The 18,850-nt window shown below is 60.2% G+C and carries 15 protein-coding genes and 3 pseudogenes; 10 read left to right on the plus strand and 8 right to left on the minus strand.

Features of this window, described 5'->3' with window-relative positions:
* Positions 1 to 155 precede the first annotated feature (155 nt).
* Genes K5E40_RS14780 through K5E40_RS14795 form a run of 4 tightly spaced genes read left to right on the plus strand, consistent with a single transcriptional unit; the run spans position 156 to position 2,599 of the window.
* Positions 156 to 458 carry a DUF2282 domain-containing protein gene (locus K5E40_RS14780; RefSeq protein ID WP_221731430.1) on the plus strand — a complete coding sequence of 101 codons (303 nt, stop codon included), beginning with the start codon at positions 156 to 158 and terminating at the stop codon, positions 456 to 458.
* A 25-nt stretch (positions 459 to 483) separates the two neighbouring features.
* Positions 484 to 1,371, plus strand: a complete 888-nt coding sequence (locus K5E40_RS14785; RefSeq protein WP_221731431.1) for a DUF692 domain-containing protein — start codon at positions 484 to 486, stop codon at positions 1,369 to 1,371.
* Positions 1,368 to 2,129 carry a DUF2063 domain-containing protein gene (locus tag K5E40_RS14790; protein WP_221731432.1) on the plus strand — a complete coding sequence of 254 codons (762 nt, stop codon included), beginning with the start codon at positions 1,368 to 1,370 and terminating at the stop codon, positions 2,127 to 2,129. The genes K5E40_RS14785 and K5E40_RS14790 overlap by 4 nt, the downstream gene beginning before the upstream one ends.
* Complete coding sequence (locus K5E40_RS14795; RefSeq protein WP_221731433.1) at positions 2,126 to 2,599, plus strand: DoxX family protein; 474 nt, start codon at positions 2,126 to 2,128, stop codon at positions 2,597 to 2,599. The genes K5E40_RS14790 and K5E40_RS14795 overlap by 4 nt, the downstream gene beginning before the upstream one ends.
* Here the strand turns inward: K5E40_RS14795 and K5E40_RS14800 are convergent.
* A pseudogene (locus tag K5E40_RS14800) lies at positions 2,590 to 3,503 on the minus strand (LysR family transcriptional regulator). The gene K5E40_RS14795 and the pseudogene K5E40_RS14800 sit on opposite strands and share 10 nt — an antisense overlap.
* Positions 3,504 to 3,607: 104 nt before the next feature.
* Between K5E40_RS14800 and K5E40_RS14805 the strand changes: the two are divergent.
* The 3 genes from K5E40_RS14805 to K5E40_RS14815 all read left to right on the plus strand — a co-directional run bounded on the left by K5E40_RS14805 (position 3,608) and on the right by K5E40_RS14815 (position 6,631).
* A complete protein-coding gene (locus K5E40_RS14805) occupies positions 3,608 to 4,207 on the plus strand; it encodes a short chain dehydrogenase (RefSeq protein ID WP_221731434.1) in 600 nt (199 codons plus the stop codon).
* A gap of 59 nt (positions 4,208 to 4,266) precedes the next feature.
* The gene (locus K5E40_RS14810) at positions 4,267 to 4,920 is read left to right on the plus strand and encodes a COG3650 family protein (RefSeq protein ID WP_221731435.1); all 654 of its coding nucleotides are present in this window, start codon (positions 4,267 to 4,269) and stop codon (positions 4,918 to 4,920) included.
* Positions 4,921 to 5,017: 97 nt separating this feature from the next.
* Positions 5,018 to 6,631 carry an NAD(P)/FAD-dependent oxidoreductase gene (locus tag K5E40_RS14815; RefSeq protein WP_221731436.1) on the plus strand — a complete coding sequence of 538 codons (1,614 nt, stop codon included), beginning with the start codon at positions 5,018 to 5,020 and terminating at the stop codon, positions 6,629 to 6,631.
* Positions 6,632 to 6,750: 119 nt separating this feature from the next.
* On the opposite strand, the gene K5E40_RS14820 is transcribed toward K5E40_RS14815, so the two are convergent.
* On the minus strand, positions 6,751 to 7,845 hold the full coding sequence (locus tag K5E40_RS14820; RefSeq protein WP_221731437.1) for a PLP-dependent cysteine synthase family protein: 1,095 nt from the start codon (positions 7,843 to 7,845) through the stop codon (positions 6,751 to 6,753).
* A 251-nt stretch (positions 7,846 to 8,096) separates the two neighbouring features.
* On the opposite strand from K5E40_RS14820, the gene nhaA reads away from it, so the two are divergent.
* The 3 genes and pseudogenes from nhaA to K5E40_RS35020 all read left to right on the plus strand — a co-directional run.
* Positions 8,097 to 9,287, plus strand: coding sequence for a Na+/H+ antiporter NhaA (gene nhaA, locus K5E40_RS14825; RefSeq protein WP_221731438.1), 1,191 nt, complete (start codon positions 8,097 to 8,099; stop codon positions 9,285 to 9,287).
* 179 nt (positions 9,288 to 9,466) lie between these two features.
* Positions 9,467 to 9,793 (plus strand): annotated as a pseudogene (locus K5E40_RS14830) (toxin); the annotation flags it as partial.
* A gap of 55 nt (positions 9,794 to 9,848) precedes the next feature.
* Positions 9,849 to 10,079 (plus strand): annotated as a pseudogene (locus K5E40_RS35020) (pyocin S6 family toxin immunity protein); the annotation flags it as partial.
* An 86-nt stretch (positions 10,080 to 10,165) separates the two neighbouring features.
* Here the strand turns inward: K5E40_RS35020 and K5E40_RS14835 are convergent.
* From K5E40_RS14835 to dinG, 6 genes are all read right to left on the minus strand, one after another.
* Entirely contained in the window at positions 10,166 to 10,630 is a 465-nt protein-coding gene (locus K5E40_RS14835) for a glycine zipper 2TM domain-containing protein (RefSeq protein ID WP_024776354.1), read from the minus strand.
* Between the two features lie 227 nt (positions 10,631 to 10,857).
* The gene (gene pdxH / locus K5E40_RS14840) at positions 10,858 to 11,505 is read right to left on the minus strand and encodes a pyridoxamine 5'-phosphate oxidase (protein ID WP_221731439.1); all 648 of its coding nucleotides are present in this window, start codon (positions 11,503 to 11,505) and stop codon (positions 10,858 to 10,860) included.
* 24 nt (positions 11,506 to 11,529) lie between these two features.
* On the minus strand, positions 11,530 to 12,615 hold the full coding sequence (locus K5E40_RS14845) for an OmpA family protein (RefSeq protein WP_221731440.1): 1,086 nt from the start codon (positions 12,613 to 12,615) through the stop codon (positions 11,530 to 11,532).
* A 113-nt stretch (positions 12,616 to 12,728) separates the two neighbouring features.
* Positions 12,729 to 13,874 carry a serine hydrolase domain-containing protein gene (locus K5E40_RS14850; protein ID WP_221731441.1) on the minus strand — a complete coding sequence of 382 codons (1,146 nt, stop codon included), beginning with the start codon at positions 13,872 to 13,874 and terminating at the stop codon, positions 12,729 to 12,731.
* Positions 13,875 to 14,076: 202 nt separating this feature from the next.
* Positions 14,077 to 16,554 (minus strand): beta-galactosidase, encoded by a 2,478-nt coding sequence (locus K5E40_RS14855; RefSeq protein ID WP_221731442.1) that lies wholly within the window; start codon positions 16,552 to 16,554, stop codon positions 14,077 to 14,079.
* Between the two features lie 95 nt (positions 16,555 to 16,649).
* Positions 16,650 to 18,794, minus strand: a complete 2,145-nt coding sequence (gene dinG / locus K5E40_RS14860) for an ATP-dependent DNA helicase DinG (protein WP_221731443.1) — start codon at positions 18,792 to 18,794, stop codon at positions 16,650 to 16,652.
* Positions 18,795 to 18,850: the final 56 nt, after the last annotated feature.

The following is an 18,850-nucleotide window of genomic DNA, read 5'->3' on the forward strand; positions in this document are numbered from 1 at the left end:
GCGATCCCCGGAAGGGGCTGGCGCTGCGACAGCTTCTACAGGGGTCTTTGAAAAAAATTTGCGGTGGGTTGTAACGCATTGCCATGAGCTTTCTCTAGAGGGGTATGCAAGCGCAAACCGCTTGTAAAAACCCTGAACAAGACTGGAGAAACATCATGACTGCTACCACTCGCACCCTGTCCGCCACTGCCCTGGTTCTGGCCCTCGGTTCTGCCCTGAGCATCGCCGCCGTCTCCACCGCCCACGCTGCCGATGACATGGAAAAATGCTTCGGCGTAGCCATGAAAGGTCATAACGATTGTGCCGCAGGTGCAGGCACCACTTGCGCCGGCACCTCTAAAATGGACTATCAGGCCAACGCCTGGAAACTCGTTCCTAAAGGCACCTGCGCCACCACCGAAAGCAAAACCTCGCCGACCGGTTTCGGTCAGATGGAAGCTTTCAACGCCAAGTCCTGATACCCGGTCTGCCTGAGTGACGATCATGTTCACATCTCCCGAACCTGCCCTCCCCTGCACTCAGGCAGCCCACACCGGGCTCCCGCCCCGTACCGGGCTGGGGCTCAAGACCGGGCACTTTCGTGAAGTGCTCGGTTCCTTGCCGGACATCGGTTTCTTCGAAGTCCATGCCGAAAACTACATGGTGGCCGGCGGCCCGTTTCACCATTTTCTCGGTTTGATTCGCCAGCAGTATCCGCTGTCACTGCACGGTGTCGGGCTGTCCATTGGCGCCGAAGGCGCACTGGACGACCAACATCTGCAAAGGCTGGCCGCGCTGATCGAGCGTTATCAACCACAATCGTTTTCCGAACATCTGGCCTGGTCGAGCCACGGCCCGGCGTTCCTCAATGACCTATTGCCGCTGGCGTATGACATGCCGACACTGAACCGCGTCTGCGACCATATCGATCAGGTGCAGAACACCCTCAAACGCCCCATGTTGCTGGAGAACCCGGCGACCTATCTGGCGTTTCAGCGCTCAACCATCGACGAACCCGACTTCATCGCTGAAGTCATCCGCCGCAGCGGCTGCGGTCTGTTGCTGGACGTCAACAACATCTATGTGTCGTGTGTGAACCATCAGCGTGATCCGCTGACCTATCTCGATGCCCTGCCGCTGCACGTGGTTGGCGAGATTCATCTGGCCGGTTTCGCCGAAGATTGCGACAGCCTCGGCGACCGTTTGCTGATCGATGATCACGGCGCACCGATTGATCAAGCCGTCTGGGGTTTGTACCGGCAAGTGCTGGAGCGTATCGGCCCAGTGGCTACGTTGATCGAACGTGACAATCAGGTGCCGGCGTTCGATGTTTTGCTGGCCGAGGCGCAGCAGGCCGAGAACCTTTTGACGCACGCCGGGAGTCAGCCATGAGCACTCAAGCGGCGTTCAGCGCTGCGCTACTTGACCTACAGTTACCTTGCCCTGAGGGCCTGTGCAGCGCCAACGGCGCCGATCCGGCGAGTCGTTTTTCGGTATATCGCAACAATGTGCAAAGTTCATTGATCAACGCACTGGCTGACAGCTACCCGGTGGTTGCGCAATTGGTCGGTGAGGCGTTTTTCCGTGCCATGGCGGCCATTTTCATACAGCGCCAGCCGCCTGACAGTCCGCTGATGAGCCGCTATGGCGCAGGTCTGGCGGACTTCATCGCCACGTTTGGCCCGGCCACGAGCGTGCCCTATCTGGCCGATGTCGCACGGCTTGAACGCTTGCGCACCCTCGCCTATCACGCCGCCGACGCAGCCCCGTTGCAACATGATCAGATCAGCACCGCTCTCGCCAACCCGCAAGGTCTGGGCGAGCTGTGTTTCCAACTACATCCGTCACTGCACCTGTTCGATTCAGCCTATGCCGTGGTCGCGATCTGGGCCGCGCATCAACACGACGGGACGCTCGAAGGCATCAACATCAGCCAGGGACAACACGCCTTGGTGCTGCGCAACGGTCTCGACGTTGAAGTCTTTGCCCTTGAACACGGCGCCAGGGTGTTTATCGGCAATCTGATCGACGGCCATCCCCTACTGGCAGCCGTGGAAAACAGCCCCGCGTTCGACCTCAGCCAAATTCTGGCGCTGCTGATCGCCCACAACGCCATCAGCCATTTGCACAACAACAAGGAGTGCCCATGAACAACCTCATCGCTGCCGCCATCAGGCTGCTGGAAAAAATCCCCCACAGCCTGATTGCCTTCATTGCTCGCTTTTCGATTGCCGCGGTGTTCTGGAAATCAGGGCAGACCAAGGTCGAGGGGCTGGCCATCGACTTGATCGATGGCACCTTTGAACTTGGCTGGCCACGGCTGGCCGACTCGACGATCCCGTTGTTCAAGAGCGAATACCACGTACCGCTGCTGTCGCCGGAAATCGCCGCGCACATGGCCGCGTTCGCCGAGCACTTCTTTCCGATTCTGATTCTGATCGGCTTCGCCACACGGTTTTCGGCGCTGGCGCTGCTGGGCATGACCCTGACCATTCAGCTCTTTGTGTACCCGGATGCCTACCCGACTCACGGTACCTGGGCGGCAGTGTTGCTGTATCTGATGGCGACCGGGCCGGGGAAAATCTCGATTGATCATCTGATTGCCAAACGCTATCGCTGAAGCCGATCCAGCGCCTCACCGCTGCGTTTGAACCAGTCGATCAGATAATCGGCGAGCACTTGTGTGCGTTTGGGCAGCCCCCCTGATAGGGATGCACCAGGTACATCGGCATACGGCGGGTCTGATAGTCGCGCAGGAGCCAGCGCAATCGCCCGTCAGCCAATTCCGTTTGCAGCAGGTACGAAGGCAAACGGGCGATCCCGGCACCAGTGAGCGCGGCCTTCTTGAGCAAGTTGTAATGGTTGCTGGCGAACGGCCCCGACACCCGTACCCGCAGCAACTCGTGATGCTGATGATAGAGCCACTCCTCGCGCCCGCTGTAGTGGCTGTTGAGCAAACACCGATGCTCAGCGAGTGCCTGCGGCGTCGTAGGCTCGCCGAAACGTTCGAGGTAGGCGGGGCTGGCACAGGTCATTTCCTGCCAGGCCAGCAACGGTTTGGCCACCAGTCGTTCGTCATTGGCCACGTCGCTACGGACCGCCAGATCGAAACCGTCCCGGGACAAATCGCGATAGCTGTTGTTTAGCTCAAGCTCAATCTGCACTTCGGGATATTTGTGCGAGAACTCCAACAGAAGCCCCTCAAAGAAGGTTTCTCCCAGCGACACCGGAACGGTCATGCGCACCGGGCCGGCCATGTCATCCTTCAAGCGCGCCAATGCCTGACGCGCTCTTTCGACCTGGACGACTAACGCTTGGGCTTGCGGCAACAACGCCGCACCCGCCGCCGTCAGGCTCAAACGCCGAGTCGTGCGTTGCAGCAGCACTACGCAAAACTGCGCTTCCAACTGACTGATGCGCTTGGACAACTGCCCCTTGCTGCAGCCCAGTTGCTGCGCTGCGAGAGTGAAACTACCGGCCTCGATCAACACGGCAAACGCGGCCAGATCATCCATTTCGCTCATGGATTGTTTCCATTTGAAAACCAAAGGTTGCCCATTAGCACGCTTATCCGCAGAAAAAACCACTCTAGACTGAAACCTCGTTCAATTACTTGAGGCACAGTTCGATGAAAATTCTGTTGATAGGCGCTGGCGGCACCATCGGCTCAGCCGTAGACAAAGAACTCTCTCAGCGCCACGAAGTCATTCGTATCGGTCGAAACAGCGGTGATTTGCAAGTGGATATCAGCGACAGCGCGTCGATCCGCAACCTGTTCGAACAGACCGGAAAGTTCGATGCACTGGTCTGTGCTGCGGGCAATGTGACCTTTGCCCCGTTGGGTGAGATGACTGAAGACAGCTTCGCACTCGGCCTCAAGGACAAACTGATGGGCCAGGTCAACCTGCTACTGATCGGCCGTGAATTTGCCAATGACGGCGCTTCGTTCACCTTCACCACCGGCGTACTCAGCCACGATCCGATCCGCAGTGGCGCCTCGGCCGCACTGGTCAACGGCGCGCTGGACAGCTTCGTGCGTGCGGCGGCTATCGAATTGCCACGCGGTCTGCGCGTGAACTCGATCAGCCCGACCGTGTTGCTCGAAGCCATGGGCAGTTACGCCCCGTATTTCCGTGGTTACAAGCCGGTTCCCGCGGCGGATGTGGCGTTGGCCTACGCAAAAAGTGTCGAAGGCCTGCAAACCGGTCAGACGTTTCGCGTGGGCTAAACCCTTGTGATGAACGGTAAGCCTGCGTAACGTGGCGGCACTTGTCTGGAGAGCCGAAGATGCGTGTTGCCCGTTCGTTAGTCCTTGTTACCCTGCTGCCGTTGTTTGCCGCCTGCCAGTTGCTTGATGGCCCGCGACAAAGTGCCTCCCATGTCGGGCAGACGCGGATGCAGGGGCAACTGACTGCTGCCGACGGCAAACTGGTGTTCCAGTCGTGCCAGGATCAGCGCCAGTTCGTGGTCAACGACATTGGCGGCACCAGCATCCTGCAAGAGGCCGCAACCCTCGCCGACGAGCAAGGCAAGCTGTTCGCCGACGTACGCGGGAAAATTGCCGGCGACCGCCTCGACCTGGCCCAGCTCTATCGCGTCGAGCGTTCCGGCACAGCTTGTGATGATCCGAATTTCAAACTGCTGATCCTGCGCGCCGCCGGCCACGGCCCGGAATGGAACGTCAAGGTCAGCGGTCGAGGCATGGTCATCGACCGCGAAGGTCAACCGCCACTCGCCGTGCCTTATGTTGAGGAGCAATTGGGCGACGGCCGCTTCAATCTCAGCAGCGAAGCCAACAATCAACGCATCGAATTGTGGGTCGCGCCACAACGCTGCGTCGACAGCCATACAGGCAGCGTGCAACACATGAGTGCCGAGTTGCGTATCGATGGCAAAGTGCAGCGAGGCTGCGGGTATTTCGGCGGATCGCGCAACGACTGAGCGTTTTTGCCTCACCGGATCCGGCCTTTGCGGCTTATAATCGCGGCCTTCAAACGCCCTGGCGCAGTTGTGCGCCCCGCGAACCCGGATCCTCGCCATGTTACGAATCACTGAACTCAAGCTGCCAATCGATCATCCCGAAGAAGACCTGCGCGTCGCCATCGTGCAACGTCTGGGCATCGCCAGCGATGACTTGCTCGATTTCACCTTGTTCAAGCGCAGCTACGACGCGCGCAAAAAGTCCTCCGAACTGTGCTTCATCTACACCATCGACCTCAACGTACGCGACGAGGCCAAGGTGCTGGGCAGGTTCGCCGATGACCGTAACGTCAACGTGGCGCCGGATGTCAGCTACAAGTTCGTCGGCCAGGCGCCGAGCGATCTGAGTCAACGCCCAATCGTGGTCGGCTTCGGCCCGTGCGGCATATTCGCCGGCCTGCTGCTGGCGCAAATGGGCTTCAAGCCGATCATCCTCGAGCGCGGCACCGAAGTCCGCCAGCGCACCAAGGACACCTGGGGCCTGTGGCGTAAAAGCGTGCTCAACCCCGAGTCCAACGTGCAGTTCGGCGAAGGCGGCGCGGGCACGTTCTCCGACGGCAAGCTGTACAGCCAGATCAAGGACCCGAAGTTCCTTGGCCGTAAAGTGCTGCACGAGTTCGTCAAGGCCGGCGCACCGGAAGAAATCCTCTACGTCAGCAAACCGCACATCGGCACATTCCGTCTGACCGGTATGGTCGAGACCATGCGTGAAGAGATACGCGCCCTGGGGGGTGAGGTGCGCTTCCAGGAGCGCGTCAACGATGTCCTGATCGAAGACGGCCAAGTGGTCGGCGTCGAACTGGGCAGCGGCGAAACCTTGCATTCCAGGCACGTGGTTCTGGCTCTGGGCCACAGCGCCCGAGACACCTTCCGCATGCTCCACGGCCGCGGCGTGTTCATGGAAGCCAAGCCGTTTTCGGTGGGTTTCCGTATCGAACACCCGCAATCGCTGATCGACCGTGCGCGACTGGGCAAATACGCCGGCCACCCAAAACTCGGCGCCGCCGATTACAAACTGGTGCACCACGCCAAGAACGGTCGTTCGGTCTACAGCTTCTGCATGTGCCCGGGCGGCACCGTGGTAGCGGCGACTTCCGAGCCGAACCGTGTGGTCACCAACGGCATGAGCCAATACTCGCGTAACGAGCGCAACGCCAACTCCGGCATCGTCGTCGGCATCACCCCGGAAGTCGATTATCCGGGCGGACCGCTAGCCGGGATCGAACTGCAGGAACGCCTGGAATCTCACGCGTTCATTCTCGGCGGCAGCGACTACAAGGCCCCGGCGCAATTGGTGGGTGACTTCATCAATGGCACACCTTCGACCGAACTGGGTGAAGTTGAACCGTCCTATAAACCGGGCGTAGCGCTCGGCGATCTGGCGCTGGCTTTGCCGGAATTCGCCATTGAAGCGATTCGTGAAGCGTTGCCGGCGTTCGAGAAACAGATTCGCGGTTATTCGCTGCACGATGCGGTGCTGACCGGGATTGAAACCCGTACATCGTCGCCGTTGCGCATTACCCGCAACGAGTCGTTGCAGAGCATGAACGTCAAAGGCCTGTTCCCGGCCGGTGAAGGCGCGGGTTACGCGGGCGGGATTCTGTCGGCGGGTGTGGATGGCATTCGCATCGCCGAAGCTGTGGCTCGCGACATTCTCGGCCTGCAAGCTTGATCACTTAAACCTGTGGGAGCGGGCTGGCTCGCGAAGGCGGTGTGTCAGTCGACGACAATGGTGACTGACCCGACGCTTTCGCGAGCAAGCCCGCTCCCACATTGGTTGCTGCGTTTTATTCAGATATTGGCGCGCAACACTGAAGCTGGCAGCGCCTCACCGCGCTCGGCTGTCGCCGCCACCGCTGCAATCAACCCCTCCAACTCATAACCCTGCGCCTTGAGCCAGTCCTGATCGTAATAAGTGTCGGCATAGCGCTCGCCGCCGTCGCACAGAATCGCAACGATCGACCCCGACTCACCCGCTGCTTTCATCTGCTGCGCCGCCATCAGCGCACCGATCAGGTTGGTGCCGCTTGACCCTCCGACATGCCGGCCCAGACGCTGCGCCATATAATGCATGGCCGCCAGCGACAAGGCGTCCGGCACTTTGACCATCGCATCGATCACCTTGGGCAAGAACGAGGCTTCCACCCGAGGCCGGCCAATGCCTTCAATCCGCGAACCACAATCCAGACGCAGACTCGCATCACCGCTCTTGTAGTAATCGAAGAAAACCGAACGTTCGGCGTCGGCGCACAACACGCGGGTGCAGTGCTGGCGATAGCGCACGTAGCGGCCAAGGGTTGCTGTCGTGCCGCCAGTGCCGGGGCTGGAAATCAGCCAACTCGGTTCGGGGTGCTTCTCGTAGCGCATTTGCTGAAAAATCGACTCGGCGATGTTGTTGTTCGCTCGCCAGTCGGTGGCGCGCTCGGCATAGGTGAACTGGTCGATGAAGTGGCCACCGTGCTCACGGGCCAAACGTTCGGATTCAGCGTAAATCTGCGTCGGATCTTTCACCAGGTGGCTCTGGCCGCCATAGAAAGCGATCTGGGCAATCTTCTCCTTGGAGGTGGTCGCAGGCATCACCGCGATAAACGGCAAGCCCAGCATCCGTGCGAAATACGCCTCGGAAATCGCCGTCGACCCACTGGATGCCTCGATCACCGGGGCGCCGGGCTTGAGCCAGCCATTGCACAACGCGTAGAGAAACAGCGAACGCGCCAGCCGATGCTTGAGGCTGCCGGTGGGATGGCTGGACTCATCCTTGAAGTACAACTCAATGTCCGCAAAACCCGGCAGCGGCAAGGGGATCAGGTGGGTGTCGGCGCTGCGCTGGAAGTCCGCTTCAATGATTCGGATGGCTTCGCGGGCCCACTGTCGGTTGTCGCTCATGGTGAGGGTTCTCGTTGAATCTGGCAGGAAATCAGCCTCGTCAAAAGGCTCAACCGTTAGCTTAGGAAAAAACCTGCATCAGGCACAGGTACAGCTGAGTTTCAATATGTCTGGCAACTGCTAGGCTCAGCAGGGCCAGCGGTAAACCACTCTGTAACGACATATAACAAAAAAGAATATAACTTTTGTTTTAACAACCAACACTACGGGTTAGGGTGTTCCACCTTTTGACTATTCGATGGAGAGCGACCTTGCCTCTGCGTAGCACTTTCACGCGTTTCTTTCAGTTGGAAGCTGCCAGCGGTCTGTTATTGATCGCCGCGGCCATTCTGGCTCTGATTATCAACAACTCGCCACTGTCGTGGCTGTATACCGGGCTGCTCGATACGCCGGTGGTGGCGCAGATCGGTGCGTTGAAAATCGCCAAACCCATGTTGCTGTGGATCAACGACGGTCTGATGGCAATGTTTTTCCTGCTGATCGGTCTGGAAGTGAAGCGCGAAGTGCTTGACGGCCAATTGTCGAAACCCTCGCAGATTGTCCTGCCCGGTGCCGCGGCGATCGGCGGCATGGTCGTGCCAGCGCTGATCTACTGGTTCCTTAACCGTGACAACCCGCCGGCCCTCGACGGTTGGGCGATTCCAACCGCCACCGATATCGCCTTCGCCCTCGGCGTGCTGGCCCTGCTCGGCAAGCGCGTGCCGGTGTCGCTGAAACTGTTCCTGATGACCCTGGCAATCATCGATGACCTCGGTGCCATCGTGATTATTGCGATCTTCTACTCCGGCGAACTCTCGACCCTGTCACTGGGTCTGGCGGCAGCGTGCATTGCCGCGCTGGTGGCGATGAACCGCCTTGGGGTGGTCAAGCTCGGGCCGTACATGATCATCGGCCTGATCCTCTGGGTTTGCGTACTCAAGAGCGGCGTCCACGCAACGCTGGCCGGCGTGACGTTGGCCTTCTGCATTCCGCTACGGACAAAAAACGCCGAGCCTTCGCCGCTGTTGACCCTAGAACACGCACTGCACCCGTGGGTGGCCTACGGCATCCTGCCGCTGTTCGCCTTCGCCAACGCCGGCTTGTCGCTGAGCGGCGTCACCGTCGAAAGCTTCACCCACCACGTACCGATGGGTATCGCTGTGGGCCTGCTGCTGGGCAAGACCGTTGGCGTGTTCGGCCTGACCTGGCTGGCAGTCAAGATCGGCATCGCCACCCTGCCCCAAGGCGCGAATTGGGGTCAGGTGCTGGGCGTGGCGATTCTCTGCGGCATCGGCTTCACCATGAGCCTGTTCGTCGGCTCGCTGGCCTTTGAGCCAGGTGTCAGCGATTACGCCGGGATGGACCGGATGGGCATTCTGACCGGCTCGATTCTGGCGGCATTGATCGGGTATGCGGTGACGGCGGCGGCGAGCCGTCGAAACAACACTTTGCCTGCTACATAGAACACTTGTGGTGAGGGGATATCCCCTCACCACAAATCAACTTTCTAGCCATTCTCCCGCGACATAGCAAAAAAAACCCTCGTCTTTAAAGACGCGTCCTACAGCCACAAATTTCCTGCTTCGTTAACGTCGCGCCCCCCTTCCGTGGGACTGTCGATGGATGAACGAAAGGACGATCAGTGGCTCGCAACAAGGACATTCCCCGGGTTCCCAACCCACCACAAGGCGACGGGCATTACGTCACCTACCGCTATATGACGGCCAGTGAACTGGCTGCGCACGATGCCAGACAAAACGCTTACGACGCCATGCTGGCGCGGCAGGAAGCTTTCGAGCGCAACGGTGAAGTGGCTGCGACAAAACCCGAAATTCCGCGTGCGGGCAGCGTTTTTGCCAAATCCTGCAAGTTGCCGGACGCGATCATCGACTACGCCAACCCTTCGGGAATGGTGCCGACCGATAGTCTGAAGGATTACGGCGACCTGATCCTGCTCGGTGCCCGCGAAAGACGCACCACGACCAAGTGACAATTGAGTATTCGAGAATGATTTTTTAGCTCTTTCCGGGTTTTTCCCTGAACCGAATCCAGACAACTCACTGCAATATGACAAAAATGTGCCGCACACTTCAGAGCAGGCGGTTCTTAACGTCATGGGGTGGGAGTCTCTGAAAGATGTACCGATGGGTGAACATGATCTAACGGAAACTCAAGCCAGAGAAATCATGCAACTCGTCAACACGCCCTTCAGGGACGATTTGACTTACTGCATCGGGCTCTGTCGCGAGGACTAACAAACCTGACTCAGAGAAGCTGAAAAGCACCAAAAAAACCCCGACCAGTCACCTGATCGAGGTTTTCTTTTACCGCTCGCTCGCGCTTAGTGCGAAACGCGGCTGGTCCCGCCAACGGTGGAGATGCGCACGCGCTCGCCAACGCGGAACACTTCATTCTCCTGAACCTGCTGCACATAGGCACGCATGCTGCCGTCGTCTTCGCGTACGGTGATTTCCACACCTTGGGTACGGGTCAGGCCTTCTTCAGTCGCCGAACCGATCAGACCACCCGCCACCGCGCCGATGACCGCTGCGACGATGCTGCCGCGACCGCCACCGATGGCGCTGCCGCCAACGCCGCCGACCACTGCGCCAGCAGCGCCGCCGATCGGGGTTTTGGTGCCTTCGATTTTCACCGGGCGCAGGGATTCGATGGTGCCCATGCGAATCGTCTGCACGCGACGCGCTTCGTCACGGGAGTAGGAGTCACCGGTCAGGCTCGATTGGCAGCCGGTAAGCAACATCGCCATCGTGGAAAAGGAAGCAACCAGCAGAACAGACTTACGCATAGCATCAACTCCAAAGGACAGGTATTCATTAAACTCCGCAGCTTGACGCCTGTCACGGCGCCGCCCGGATAAAGTTGTTTTCATTCAGGCGCGGTACAGGCGCCCTGCGAACTCACCCAACAGTAGCGCCAATTTCCATTTCCTGCGCCGCTGACCCAAGGATTTTCTGGATTATTGCCCAAGTGGCTTGAGGCCGCTAAGGCAGGCTATCCGGCTCGATAGACTGCTTAAGGTGCCAGACGTTCAAGAATCCAGTCGGCGCCCTGCCAACGGTAGTTGAGGCGATCGTGCAGACGGCTCGGACGACCCTGCCAGAATTCGATGCGCTCGGGCAACAAACGGTAGCCACCCCAGTGTTCCGGGCAGTCTGGCTGGGTGTCGCTGAAGCGCTGCTCGGTAGACTTGAGCAGATCTTCCAGCTCGCCACGCCCGTTGATCACCCGGCTCTGCGGCGACGCCCAGGCACCGAGGCGGCTGCCCAGCGGACGCACCTGATAATACGCATCGGACTCCTCAGGCGTGACCTTCACCACCCGCCCTTCGATACGCACCTGGCGCTCAAGGGACGGCCAGAAGAAGGTCATGGCGGCAAACGGATTGGCCGCCAGATGCTGGCCCTTGGCACTGTCGTAGTTGGTGAAGAAGGTGAAACCCTGCTCATCCAAGCCCTTGAGCAGCAGAATGCGGCAATGCGGACGCCCGTGCGCATCAACCGTGGCCAGGGTCATGGCGTTGGCTTCCACCGGCGCCTGCTCGGTTTTCACCGCGTCAGCGAACCACTGGTGAAACAGCGCAAACGGCTCGCCCGGGGCTTGAGCCTCGGTCAAACCATCCCGAGTGTAATCACGACGCATATCAGCCAGAGCCTGGGTCATGGCGCATTCCTTTTCGTTAGCGGATCACTTCTTGGTGGCATCGGTCGCGGCGACTTTCTTGTCGGTCGCGGCGGCTTTGGCTGGAGCAGTTTTCTTCGCTGGAGCCTTGGCAGGGGCTTTTTTCGCCGGTGCCTTGGCAGCAGCTTTCTTGACCGGCGCCTTTTTAGTGGCCGGTGCCGCTGCTTTCTTCGCGGCTGGCGCCGGGGTCACCGGTTTGGCCGCTGGCTTGACGTCTTGCTTAGCGACCAGGGTCACTGGCCTCGGCGCCGGCATGTTGTATTTGCTCAGCAGTGCAACCATGGTGTTCTGCGGAGTAACCAGCAGTTCCACGCGACGGTTCAGGGCACGGCCTTCAACACTGTCATTGGCCGCACGCGGCGCTTCGGAGCCCATGCCGCGCAGCATCAGGCGATCACGTTGCAAGCCGCTGAGACGGAAAATCGCCGCAATGGCCTGGGCACGTTCCTGACTCAGTTTAACGTTGGCGGGCGCGGCGCCACTGGAGTCGCTGTGCCCCAGAACCAGCACGGCGGTTTTCGGATCAGCTTCGAGGATTTTCGCCACGCGGGTGAACGGGCCGAGGGTGACCGGCAGCAGCATGGCCGGACGATCCGGGTTGAACGAGCCTTCGACCGGCGCCGTTACGACCAGCACGTTGTCGCGACGTTCGAGTTGCAGATTGCTGTCCTTGACCGCTTCGCGCAGGCGTGGCTCGTAATCGTCGAGCCAAGCCTGGGTGACTTTCGGATCAGGCATCGGCACGATTTTGGCCGTGTTCTGATCCTTGCCACCGAACGGCCACCACCATTTGCCGCCCGCCTCGGCGTCAGCCTTGGCCACGGCGGCGGGTTTGGTTTCGGTTTTTACTTCAGTCTTGGTCGCCGAATCATCGGAACCGAACGGCCAGTACCAAGGGTTGCTACTCTCAGCTTTGGCAACCGGGGCAGTGGCGGCAGGCTTCAACGGGGCCGGGGCCGGCTCTTTGGCCGCCACCTTATCCGAAGATCCGAACGGCCACCAATGGCTGCCGTCCGCATCGTTTTTCGGGGTCTGTGCGCAACCGGTGATCGCAACACACAGGGCCAGGGCGAGCGTCTTTTTAGATGACATTGAAAATCCACAAAATGAAGTAATGAAAAATCAGAGCACTATCGCCCGGATAAACAGTCGCTTTGAATCGAAAATCGTGTCGAGGTTCCAGTCCAGGAACCTCTATTGACGCTTTACAGACAAGTGGCGAGCACCCGCGCGAGCTTTTGCGCGCGTGGATCCATCAAGACGTATGGCCCAAGGGTATTTGTCACAAAACCAAACGCGACATCATGCTCAGGGTCAGCAAAACCGATGGAGCCGCCCGCCCCCGGATGACCGAACGCCCGTGGGCCGAGGCCGTAGGTGGCATTGGGCACGTCCGGTTGATCGAGCATGCAGCCAAGGCCGAAACGGGTCCGGGTCAGCAGAGTCTTGTCTTCGCCGAGACTGTGTTCACGGGTCAGCTCTTCAAGCATGTCGCTTTCGAGCAGGCTGCCGTCGAGCAGTCCGGCGTAGAAACCGGCGAGACTGCGCGCATTGCCGTGGCCGTTGGCCGCCGGTTGCTGCATGCGTCGCCATTGCGGCTTATTGGTGCTGGTGAGCACCGACGGCGGATTGGTGAAGGCGCGGGTGGTCATGGCGGTGGGTTCGCGCAGGGTCACTTGCAGCAGACGTTGCGCGGCCGCATCGCCGGCATTGCCCTTGCCCCGAGCGATGTGCGCCACGCGGTGGAATTCTTCATCGGCCAGGCCAACGTGGAAATCCAGGCCCAGTGGCTTGGCGACACGGGCGACAATAGATTCACCGGGGCCGCGACCATCAGCACGACGCAGCAATTCGCCGATCAGCCAGCCGTAAGTGATCGCGGCGTACCCGTGACCGGTGCCCGGCGTCCACCACGGTGCTTCGGCCGCCAGGGCGTCGACCATGGTTTGCCAGTCGTAAAGGGCTTCGGGCGCCAACAACTCGCGCAGGGCCGGCAGACCGGCCTGATGGCAGAGCAAGTGGCGCAGGGTGACGGATTCTTTGCCGGCGGCGGCGAACTGCGGCCAATAGCGGGCCACCGGAACATCGAGCTGCAACTTGCCTTCAGCGACCAGTTGCAGTGCCGTGACAGCGGTGAAGGTTTTGGTGCAGGAGAACAGGTTGGCGATGGTATCGCTGTGCCAGGCCTCAGCGCCGTCCTTATCGGCGGTACCGGACCAAAGATCGAGAACAGTTTCTCCGCCGACCTGAATGCACAACGCTGCGCCGCGTTCCTGGGGATCGTCGAACAGTGCGGCGAAAGCTTCGCGCACGGCTTCGAATTGAAGCTCGTAATGTCCCTGAATCTGCACCCGCAACTCCCCCGCGAAAACGCTCTACAAAGTGGCCCGCATTGTTCCAGCCCTTGAGGGATTTGGAAACAGCTATGGGCTGGACGGTTGATGCTGTGGTGCAACAACCGAGGCCTTCGCGAGCAAGCTCGCTCCCACAAGGATTACGAATAACCTGTGGGAGCGGGCTTGCTCGCGAAGAGCGCTAACGCGAATGTAAATCCTAGTGACCGTTGCCGGAATGCCCACCCGCATGGCCTACGCCACGCCCCGGCCCTTTGCCGGCTTCAGCTTTTCGCCCACCTTCAGCCACATGACCCGCGGCGGCGGCGGCTTTTTCAGCCTCTTTGCCCAACTGATCAATCGCCTGCAAGTTACTTTTGCGCACCGTCTCGACGAAATCCTGATAGGGCAGATCCGTCACGCCTACCAAGCCAAAGTGGCCGTTCTCGCCATCGAGCAAGCGTCCGGTCACCGGTTGATCCAGATACTGGAACCAGTGCACGCCCACAATCGAGGGTTCGCTCAACGCCTGTTTGAGGAAGTTGGTGTAAGCCGGGCCGCGGTCTTCTTCCTTGGCCAATTGCGTCACACCGCCCCAGAACGGGCCGCGATCGGTGGAGCCAAAGTTGAATTCGGTGATCAGCACCGGTTTGTCCAAGGCGCCCAGGGCGGCGAAGTCATAACCGTCCTGCGGCTTGAGGGTGTACATGTTGAAGCTCAGCACGTCGCAATACTGCGCGCAGGACGCCACAGCCTCTGGGGTGCTGATGGCGAAGCGGCCGCCGAGCAGCAACTGGTTCGGCGCGTGCCATTTCAGCGAGTCGGAAATGGTCTTGAAATAGGTGTCGGCGAACACTTTCTGGAAGTATTTGAAGTCGGCCTCGATTTGCGGGTGTTCCGCGCTCGGCAACGGCGGCTCGAAGCCCGGGTCTTCCATCAATTCCCACGCGGGCAGATCAATGCCCCACGCCTTCGATAGCCCAGCCTGATTGCGGTACTTGTCGCGCAACTGCTTGAGGAACGCACGTTTGGCCGGCACGTCAGTGGTCATTTTCAAGGTGCCGTAAGCCAGCGCATAGCGGGATTTCGGATCGTCGCCAGGGCCGGCCCACGCCAACTCGTTGTCGGCGTAGTAGCCGATCAGCCATGGATCGTCGCGGTGATCGCGGGCAGCGATGGCCACGGCGCGCTCGGTAGCCATGGCAAAGCGCGGGTCGAACGGGTCCGGCATACCGCCCCACCAGTCACTGCCGGTGCTGATGCTGGTGTAATCGCCGACGATCGACAGCGGCAAGGTGTAAGGCACGCGAGCGGCATCGCCAAGCGGCGGCGCGCTCCAGTTGCCGACGGTGTTGAAACCCCAGGCTTGCAGGCGATCTAAGGTGTGGCTCACCCACTTCTGCTCATCGACCGAAGCGGTGCAAGGCACAGCAGCGGGCGGATTGGATGACGCCGACTTGGCTGCTTCAGCAACGCCAGCCTTGGGCTGCTCAGACGTAGCGAGCGGTTCTGCAGCGTTTGCTGCGCTTTGCTCAGCCGCACCCGCCTTGGCCGCCTCGGCGACCCCAGCCTTGGTGGCGCTGGCCGGCTTGCACGGTTCGCCATACAGGCGCTGCAGGTTGGCACCATAGAAGTCGTACCAACGCCCGCTGGCATAGCTGCGGCCCTGATCGGCGCCATTGCCGCCACGGTTGTCGCCCTCGCCAAAATGCCCGGCCAACGGTTCGTCAGGTTTGGGCAAGGCTTCAAACATGTTCTCGCGACCGGCAACGTAAGTCTGGTTGACCTCCGGGCTGACGGTGTTGACGCCAAGGGAATAGAACGGATGCCCTTCAGGCGTCACCAGATACCAGCGGCCGTTACGCTTTTCCGTGCGAAAGAAGCCGCTGGCCTTGAACGCCGGGCCTTTGTTCCAGCCGCCGAACGTGTCCAGCGATGATTTTTCGCGCTCGGCCAGCCAGGTTTTCAGCTGTTGCTGTTCTTTACCGGCGGCGGCTTTGAGCTGTTCATCATTACTGACCTTTTCCGGCCATTTGCTGCGGGTCGACTGCCCGTAAGCGTCGACCAGATTGCTGTACACCGCTCGCATGACCGCATCGCCGTCCTCCACGCCGAAACGCTCGAGCAACAGGCTCTGGGCAACTTTCGGCTGATCCATCGACAGGCTCACCGACACCACTTGGCTGCGATCAATTTCGCCGCTGCTGCTGGCCAGCAATATTCGCTGACCCTCGACCAGCATCGGCATCGGCGGCCCGGCTTTCATGCCCTGACTGAGCGGTGAAGTGGCGACCAGCGGCACCAACAGGGTTTGTGCCGGGCCGGCCGGCAAATCGACGCGGCTGGTCAGCGTCTGCCCGTTGTTGCTCTGGATCTGCACATAAACCGTCACGGCCCAGTTCATCGCGCTCTGCAAACGCAGGGTCATCATGCCCGATTGCGACCAGTCCCAAGCGCCGGTTTGTGGCGTCAGACGCAAGGTCGGGCGGGCCACCGGGTTGAACATCACACGACGCAGCACTTCACCTTCAGCCGTTTGCTCGGCATTGGCTTGCGGCAGGTCAGCGTTTTCGGTCGCGACTTTCACCACGTCAGCGGGACGGACAAAATTGAACAGGGTCTGCTGACCAGCAGGCGCCGCCAGCAACGGGGCAGCAAAGAGCAAGGCAAACACGGCAGGCAACGAACGGCGGATCATAAGAACGGAGTTCTCCCTAGCGACCAACAAAGGCCAATGGAAACGCGATGGCAGAGAGATAGACAACGCGGCGGGCAAAACGGCCCACCGATGTCTCAGGATATTTCACGACGGAAAGGCGGCAACGCATTGAGGATCGCCTTGCCGTAACGCTGGGTCACCAGTCGCCGATCCAGCAACGTGATGGTGCCGCGATCTTCTTCGGTACGCAGCAGACGGCCACAGGCCTGAACCAGCTTGAGCGAAGCGTCGGGCACGGAGATTTCCATGAACGGATTGCCGCCCCGGGCCTCGATCCACTCCGACAATGCAGCTTCCACAGGATCGTCCGGCACCGAGAACGGGATCTTGGCGATCACGACGTGTTCGCAGTAAGCCCCGGGTAAATCGACACCCTCCGCAAAACTGGCCAGACCGAACAACACGCTGGAGTCACCACCATCGACCCGCGCTTTGTGCTTGTTCAGGGTTTCCTGTTTCGACAGGTTGCCTTGAATGAACACTTGCTTGCGCCAGTCGCGGTCGAGGCCGTCGAACACGTCCTGCATCTGTTTGCGCGAGGAGAACAGCACCAGCGTACCGCGCGAGCCTTCGACCAGATCAGGCAAATCACGGATGATTGCGGCGGTATGGGCAGCGGCGTCGCGTGGGTCGGCTTTCAGATCCGGCACCCGCAGCACGCCAGCGTCGGCGTGATGGAACGGGCTCGGCACCACGGCGGTGACGGCTTTTTTCGGCAGGCCGGCGCGCATGCGGAAGCGGTCGAAAGTGCCAAGCGCGGTCAGGGTTGCCGAGGTCACCAGGCAACCATAAGCCACGTTCCACAGGCTGCGGCGCAAGGTTTCCGCCGCCAGGATCGGGCTGGCGTTGACCTCGATGTCGAACAGCGAACCGCTTTCAGCCAGTGTCAGCCAACGCGCCATTGGCGGGCTGTCTTCCGGATCTTCGGCGGTGAACGCCGTCCACAGTTCCCAGTTGCCCGATGCACGGGACAACAGGCTGCCGAACAGCGGATACCACTCTTCGGCCTGATTGCTGGCGATGCCTATGTTGACCTCGCCATCCATACCTTCCTTGAGCAGGTCGGTAAGGCGGGTGAACAGATCATTGAGACGGGAATAGCCCTTTTTCAGCTCGATGCCCATTTCGCGCATGTGCTCGGGAATCACCCCGCCGACGAAACGATGACGCGGGCGCTCACGGCCCTCGACATCCTCACCGGGTTTGAAATCGGCAATCTGCTCGCAGGCGCTGAACATGAACTGCTGCTGAGCCTTGATCTCCCGCGCCAGCTCCGGCACCTGTTCGATCAACTTGCCAAGATCGCCCGGCAGCGGATGCTGAGCCAGCAGTTTGGTGAGGTTCTTGGCAGTGGTTTCCAGCCAGTCGGCGGTAGAGCGCAGACGTGTGTAGTGAGCGAAATGGCCGATCGCCTTGTCTGGCAGGTGATGGCCTTCGTCGAACACATAGAGGGTGTCGCGCGGGTCGGGCAGCACCGCACCGCCGCCCAAGGCCAGGTCGGCCAGCACCATGTCGTGGTTGGTGACAATCACGTCGACCTTGCCCATGCCTTCGCGGGCCTTGTAGAAGGCGCACTGGCCGAAGTTCGGGCAATGACGGTTGGTGCACTGGCTGTGATCGGTGGTCAGGCGCGCCCAATCGGCGTCTTCCAGGGCATTGGGCCAACTGTCGCGGTCGCCGTCCCATTTATTGCCGGCGAGTTTCTCGATCATGCTGGTGAACAGCTTCTGACTGGCCTCATCGACCTCGATCTTGAAGCCTTCTTCTTCGAAAAGCTGGGCGGTGGCCGTCTGTGCGTGACCTTCCTGCAGCAGCATGTCGAGCTTGGACAGGCACATGTAGCGGCCACGGCCCTTCGCCAACGCGAAGCTGAAGTTCAGTCCGCTGTTGCGCATCAGGTCGGGCAAATCCTTATAGACGATCTGCTCTTGCAGGGCCACGGTCGCCGTGGCGATCACCAGACGTTTGCCGGCCAGTTTGGCCGTAGGGATCGCTGCCAGGCTGTAGGCCACGGTTTTGCCGGTACCGGTGCCGGCTTCCACCGCGACAATCGCGGGGTCGCCACTGCGCCGGCCTTCGTCGTCGGTGTCGATATCCCCGAGAACCTTGGCGATTTCAGCGATCATCAGGCGCTGGCCGTAACGCGGCTTGAGGCTCTTGGCTTCAAGAAAACGCGAGTAGGCGCCCTGGATCGTGGTTTTGAGTTCAGTGCTGATCATGGATTGTCGGGCGCAAAAAACGCTGGATAAATTTTCAGTGGTTTCAGATGGCGGCT

This window comes from Pseudomonas baetica (assembly GCF_019733355.1).
Lineage (GTDB): Bacteria > Pseudomonadota > Gammaproteobacteria > Pseudomonadales > Pseudomonadaceae > Aquipseudomonas > Aquipseudomonas baetica_A.

Coding starts and splice junctions, on each gene's coding strand:
- K5E40_RS14780 (WP_221731430.1), top strand. CDS start 156: ATGACTGCTACCACTCGCACCCTGTCCGCCACTGCCCTGGTTCTGGCC.
- K5E40_RS14785 (WP_221731431.1), top strand. CDS start 484: ATGTTCACATCTCCCGAACCTGCCCTCCCCTGCACTCAGGCAGCCCAC.
- K5E40_RS14790 (WP_221731432.1), top strand. CDS start 1,368: ATGAGCACTCAAGCGGCGTTCAGCGCTGCGCTACTTGACCTACAGTTA.
- K5E40_RS14795 (WP_221731433.1), top strand. CDS start 2,126: ATGAACAACCTCATCGCTGCCGCCATCAGGCTGCTGGAAAAAATCCCC.
- K5E40_RS14805 (WP_221731434.1), top strand. CDS start 3,608: ATGAAAATTCTGTTGATAGGCGCTGGCGGCACCATCGGCTCAGCCGTA.
- K5E40_RS14810 (WP_221731435.1), top strand. CDS start 4,267: ATGCGTGTTGCCCGTTCGTTAGTCCTTGTTACCCTGCTGCCGTTGTTT.
- K5E40_RS14815 (WP_221731436.1), top strand. CDS start 5,018: ATGTTACGAATCACTGAACTCAAGCTGCCAATCGATCATCCCGAAGAA.
- K5E40_RS14820 (WP_221731437.1), bottom strand. CDS start 7,845: ATGAGCGACAACCGACAGTGGGCCCGCGAAGCCATCCGAATCATTGAA.
- K5E40_RS14835 (WP_024776354.1), bottom strand. CDS start 10,630: ATGCGTAAGTCTGTTCTGCTGGTTGCTTCCTTTTCCACGATGGCGATG.
- pdxH (WP_221731439.1), bottom strand. CDS start 11,505: ATGACCCAGGCTCTGGCTGATATGCGTCGTGATTACACTCGGGATGGT.
- K5E40_RS14845 (WP_221731440.1), bottom strand. CDS start 12,615: ATGTCATCTAAAAAGACGCTCGCCCTGGCCCTGTGTGTTGCGATCACC.
- K5E40_RS14855 (WP_221731442.1), bottom strand. CDS start 16,554: ATGATCCGCCGTTCGTTGCCTGCCGTGTTTGCCTTGCTCTTTGCTGCC.
- dinG (WP_221731443.1), bottom strand. CDS start 18,794: ATGATCAGCACTGAACTCAAAACCACGATCCAGGGCGCCTACTCGCGT.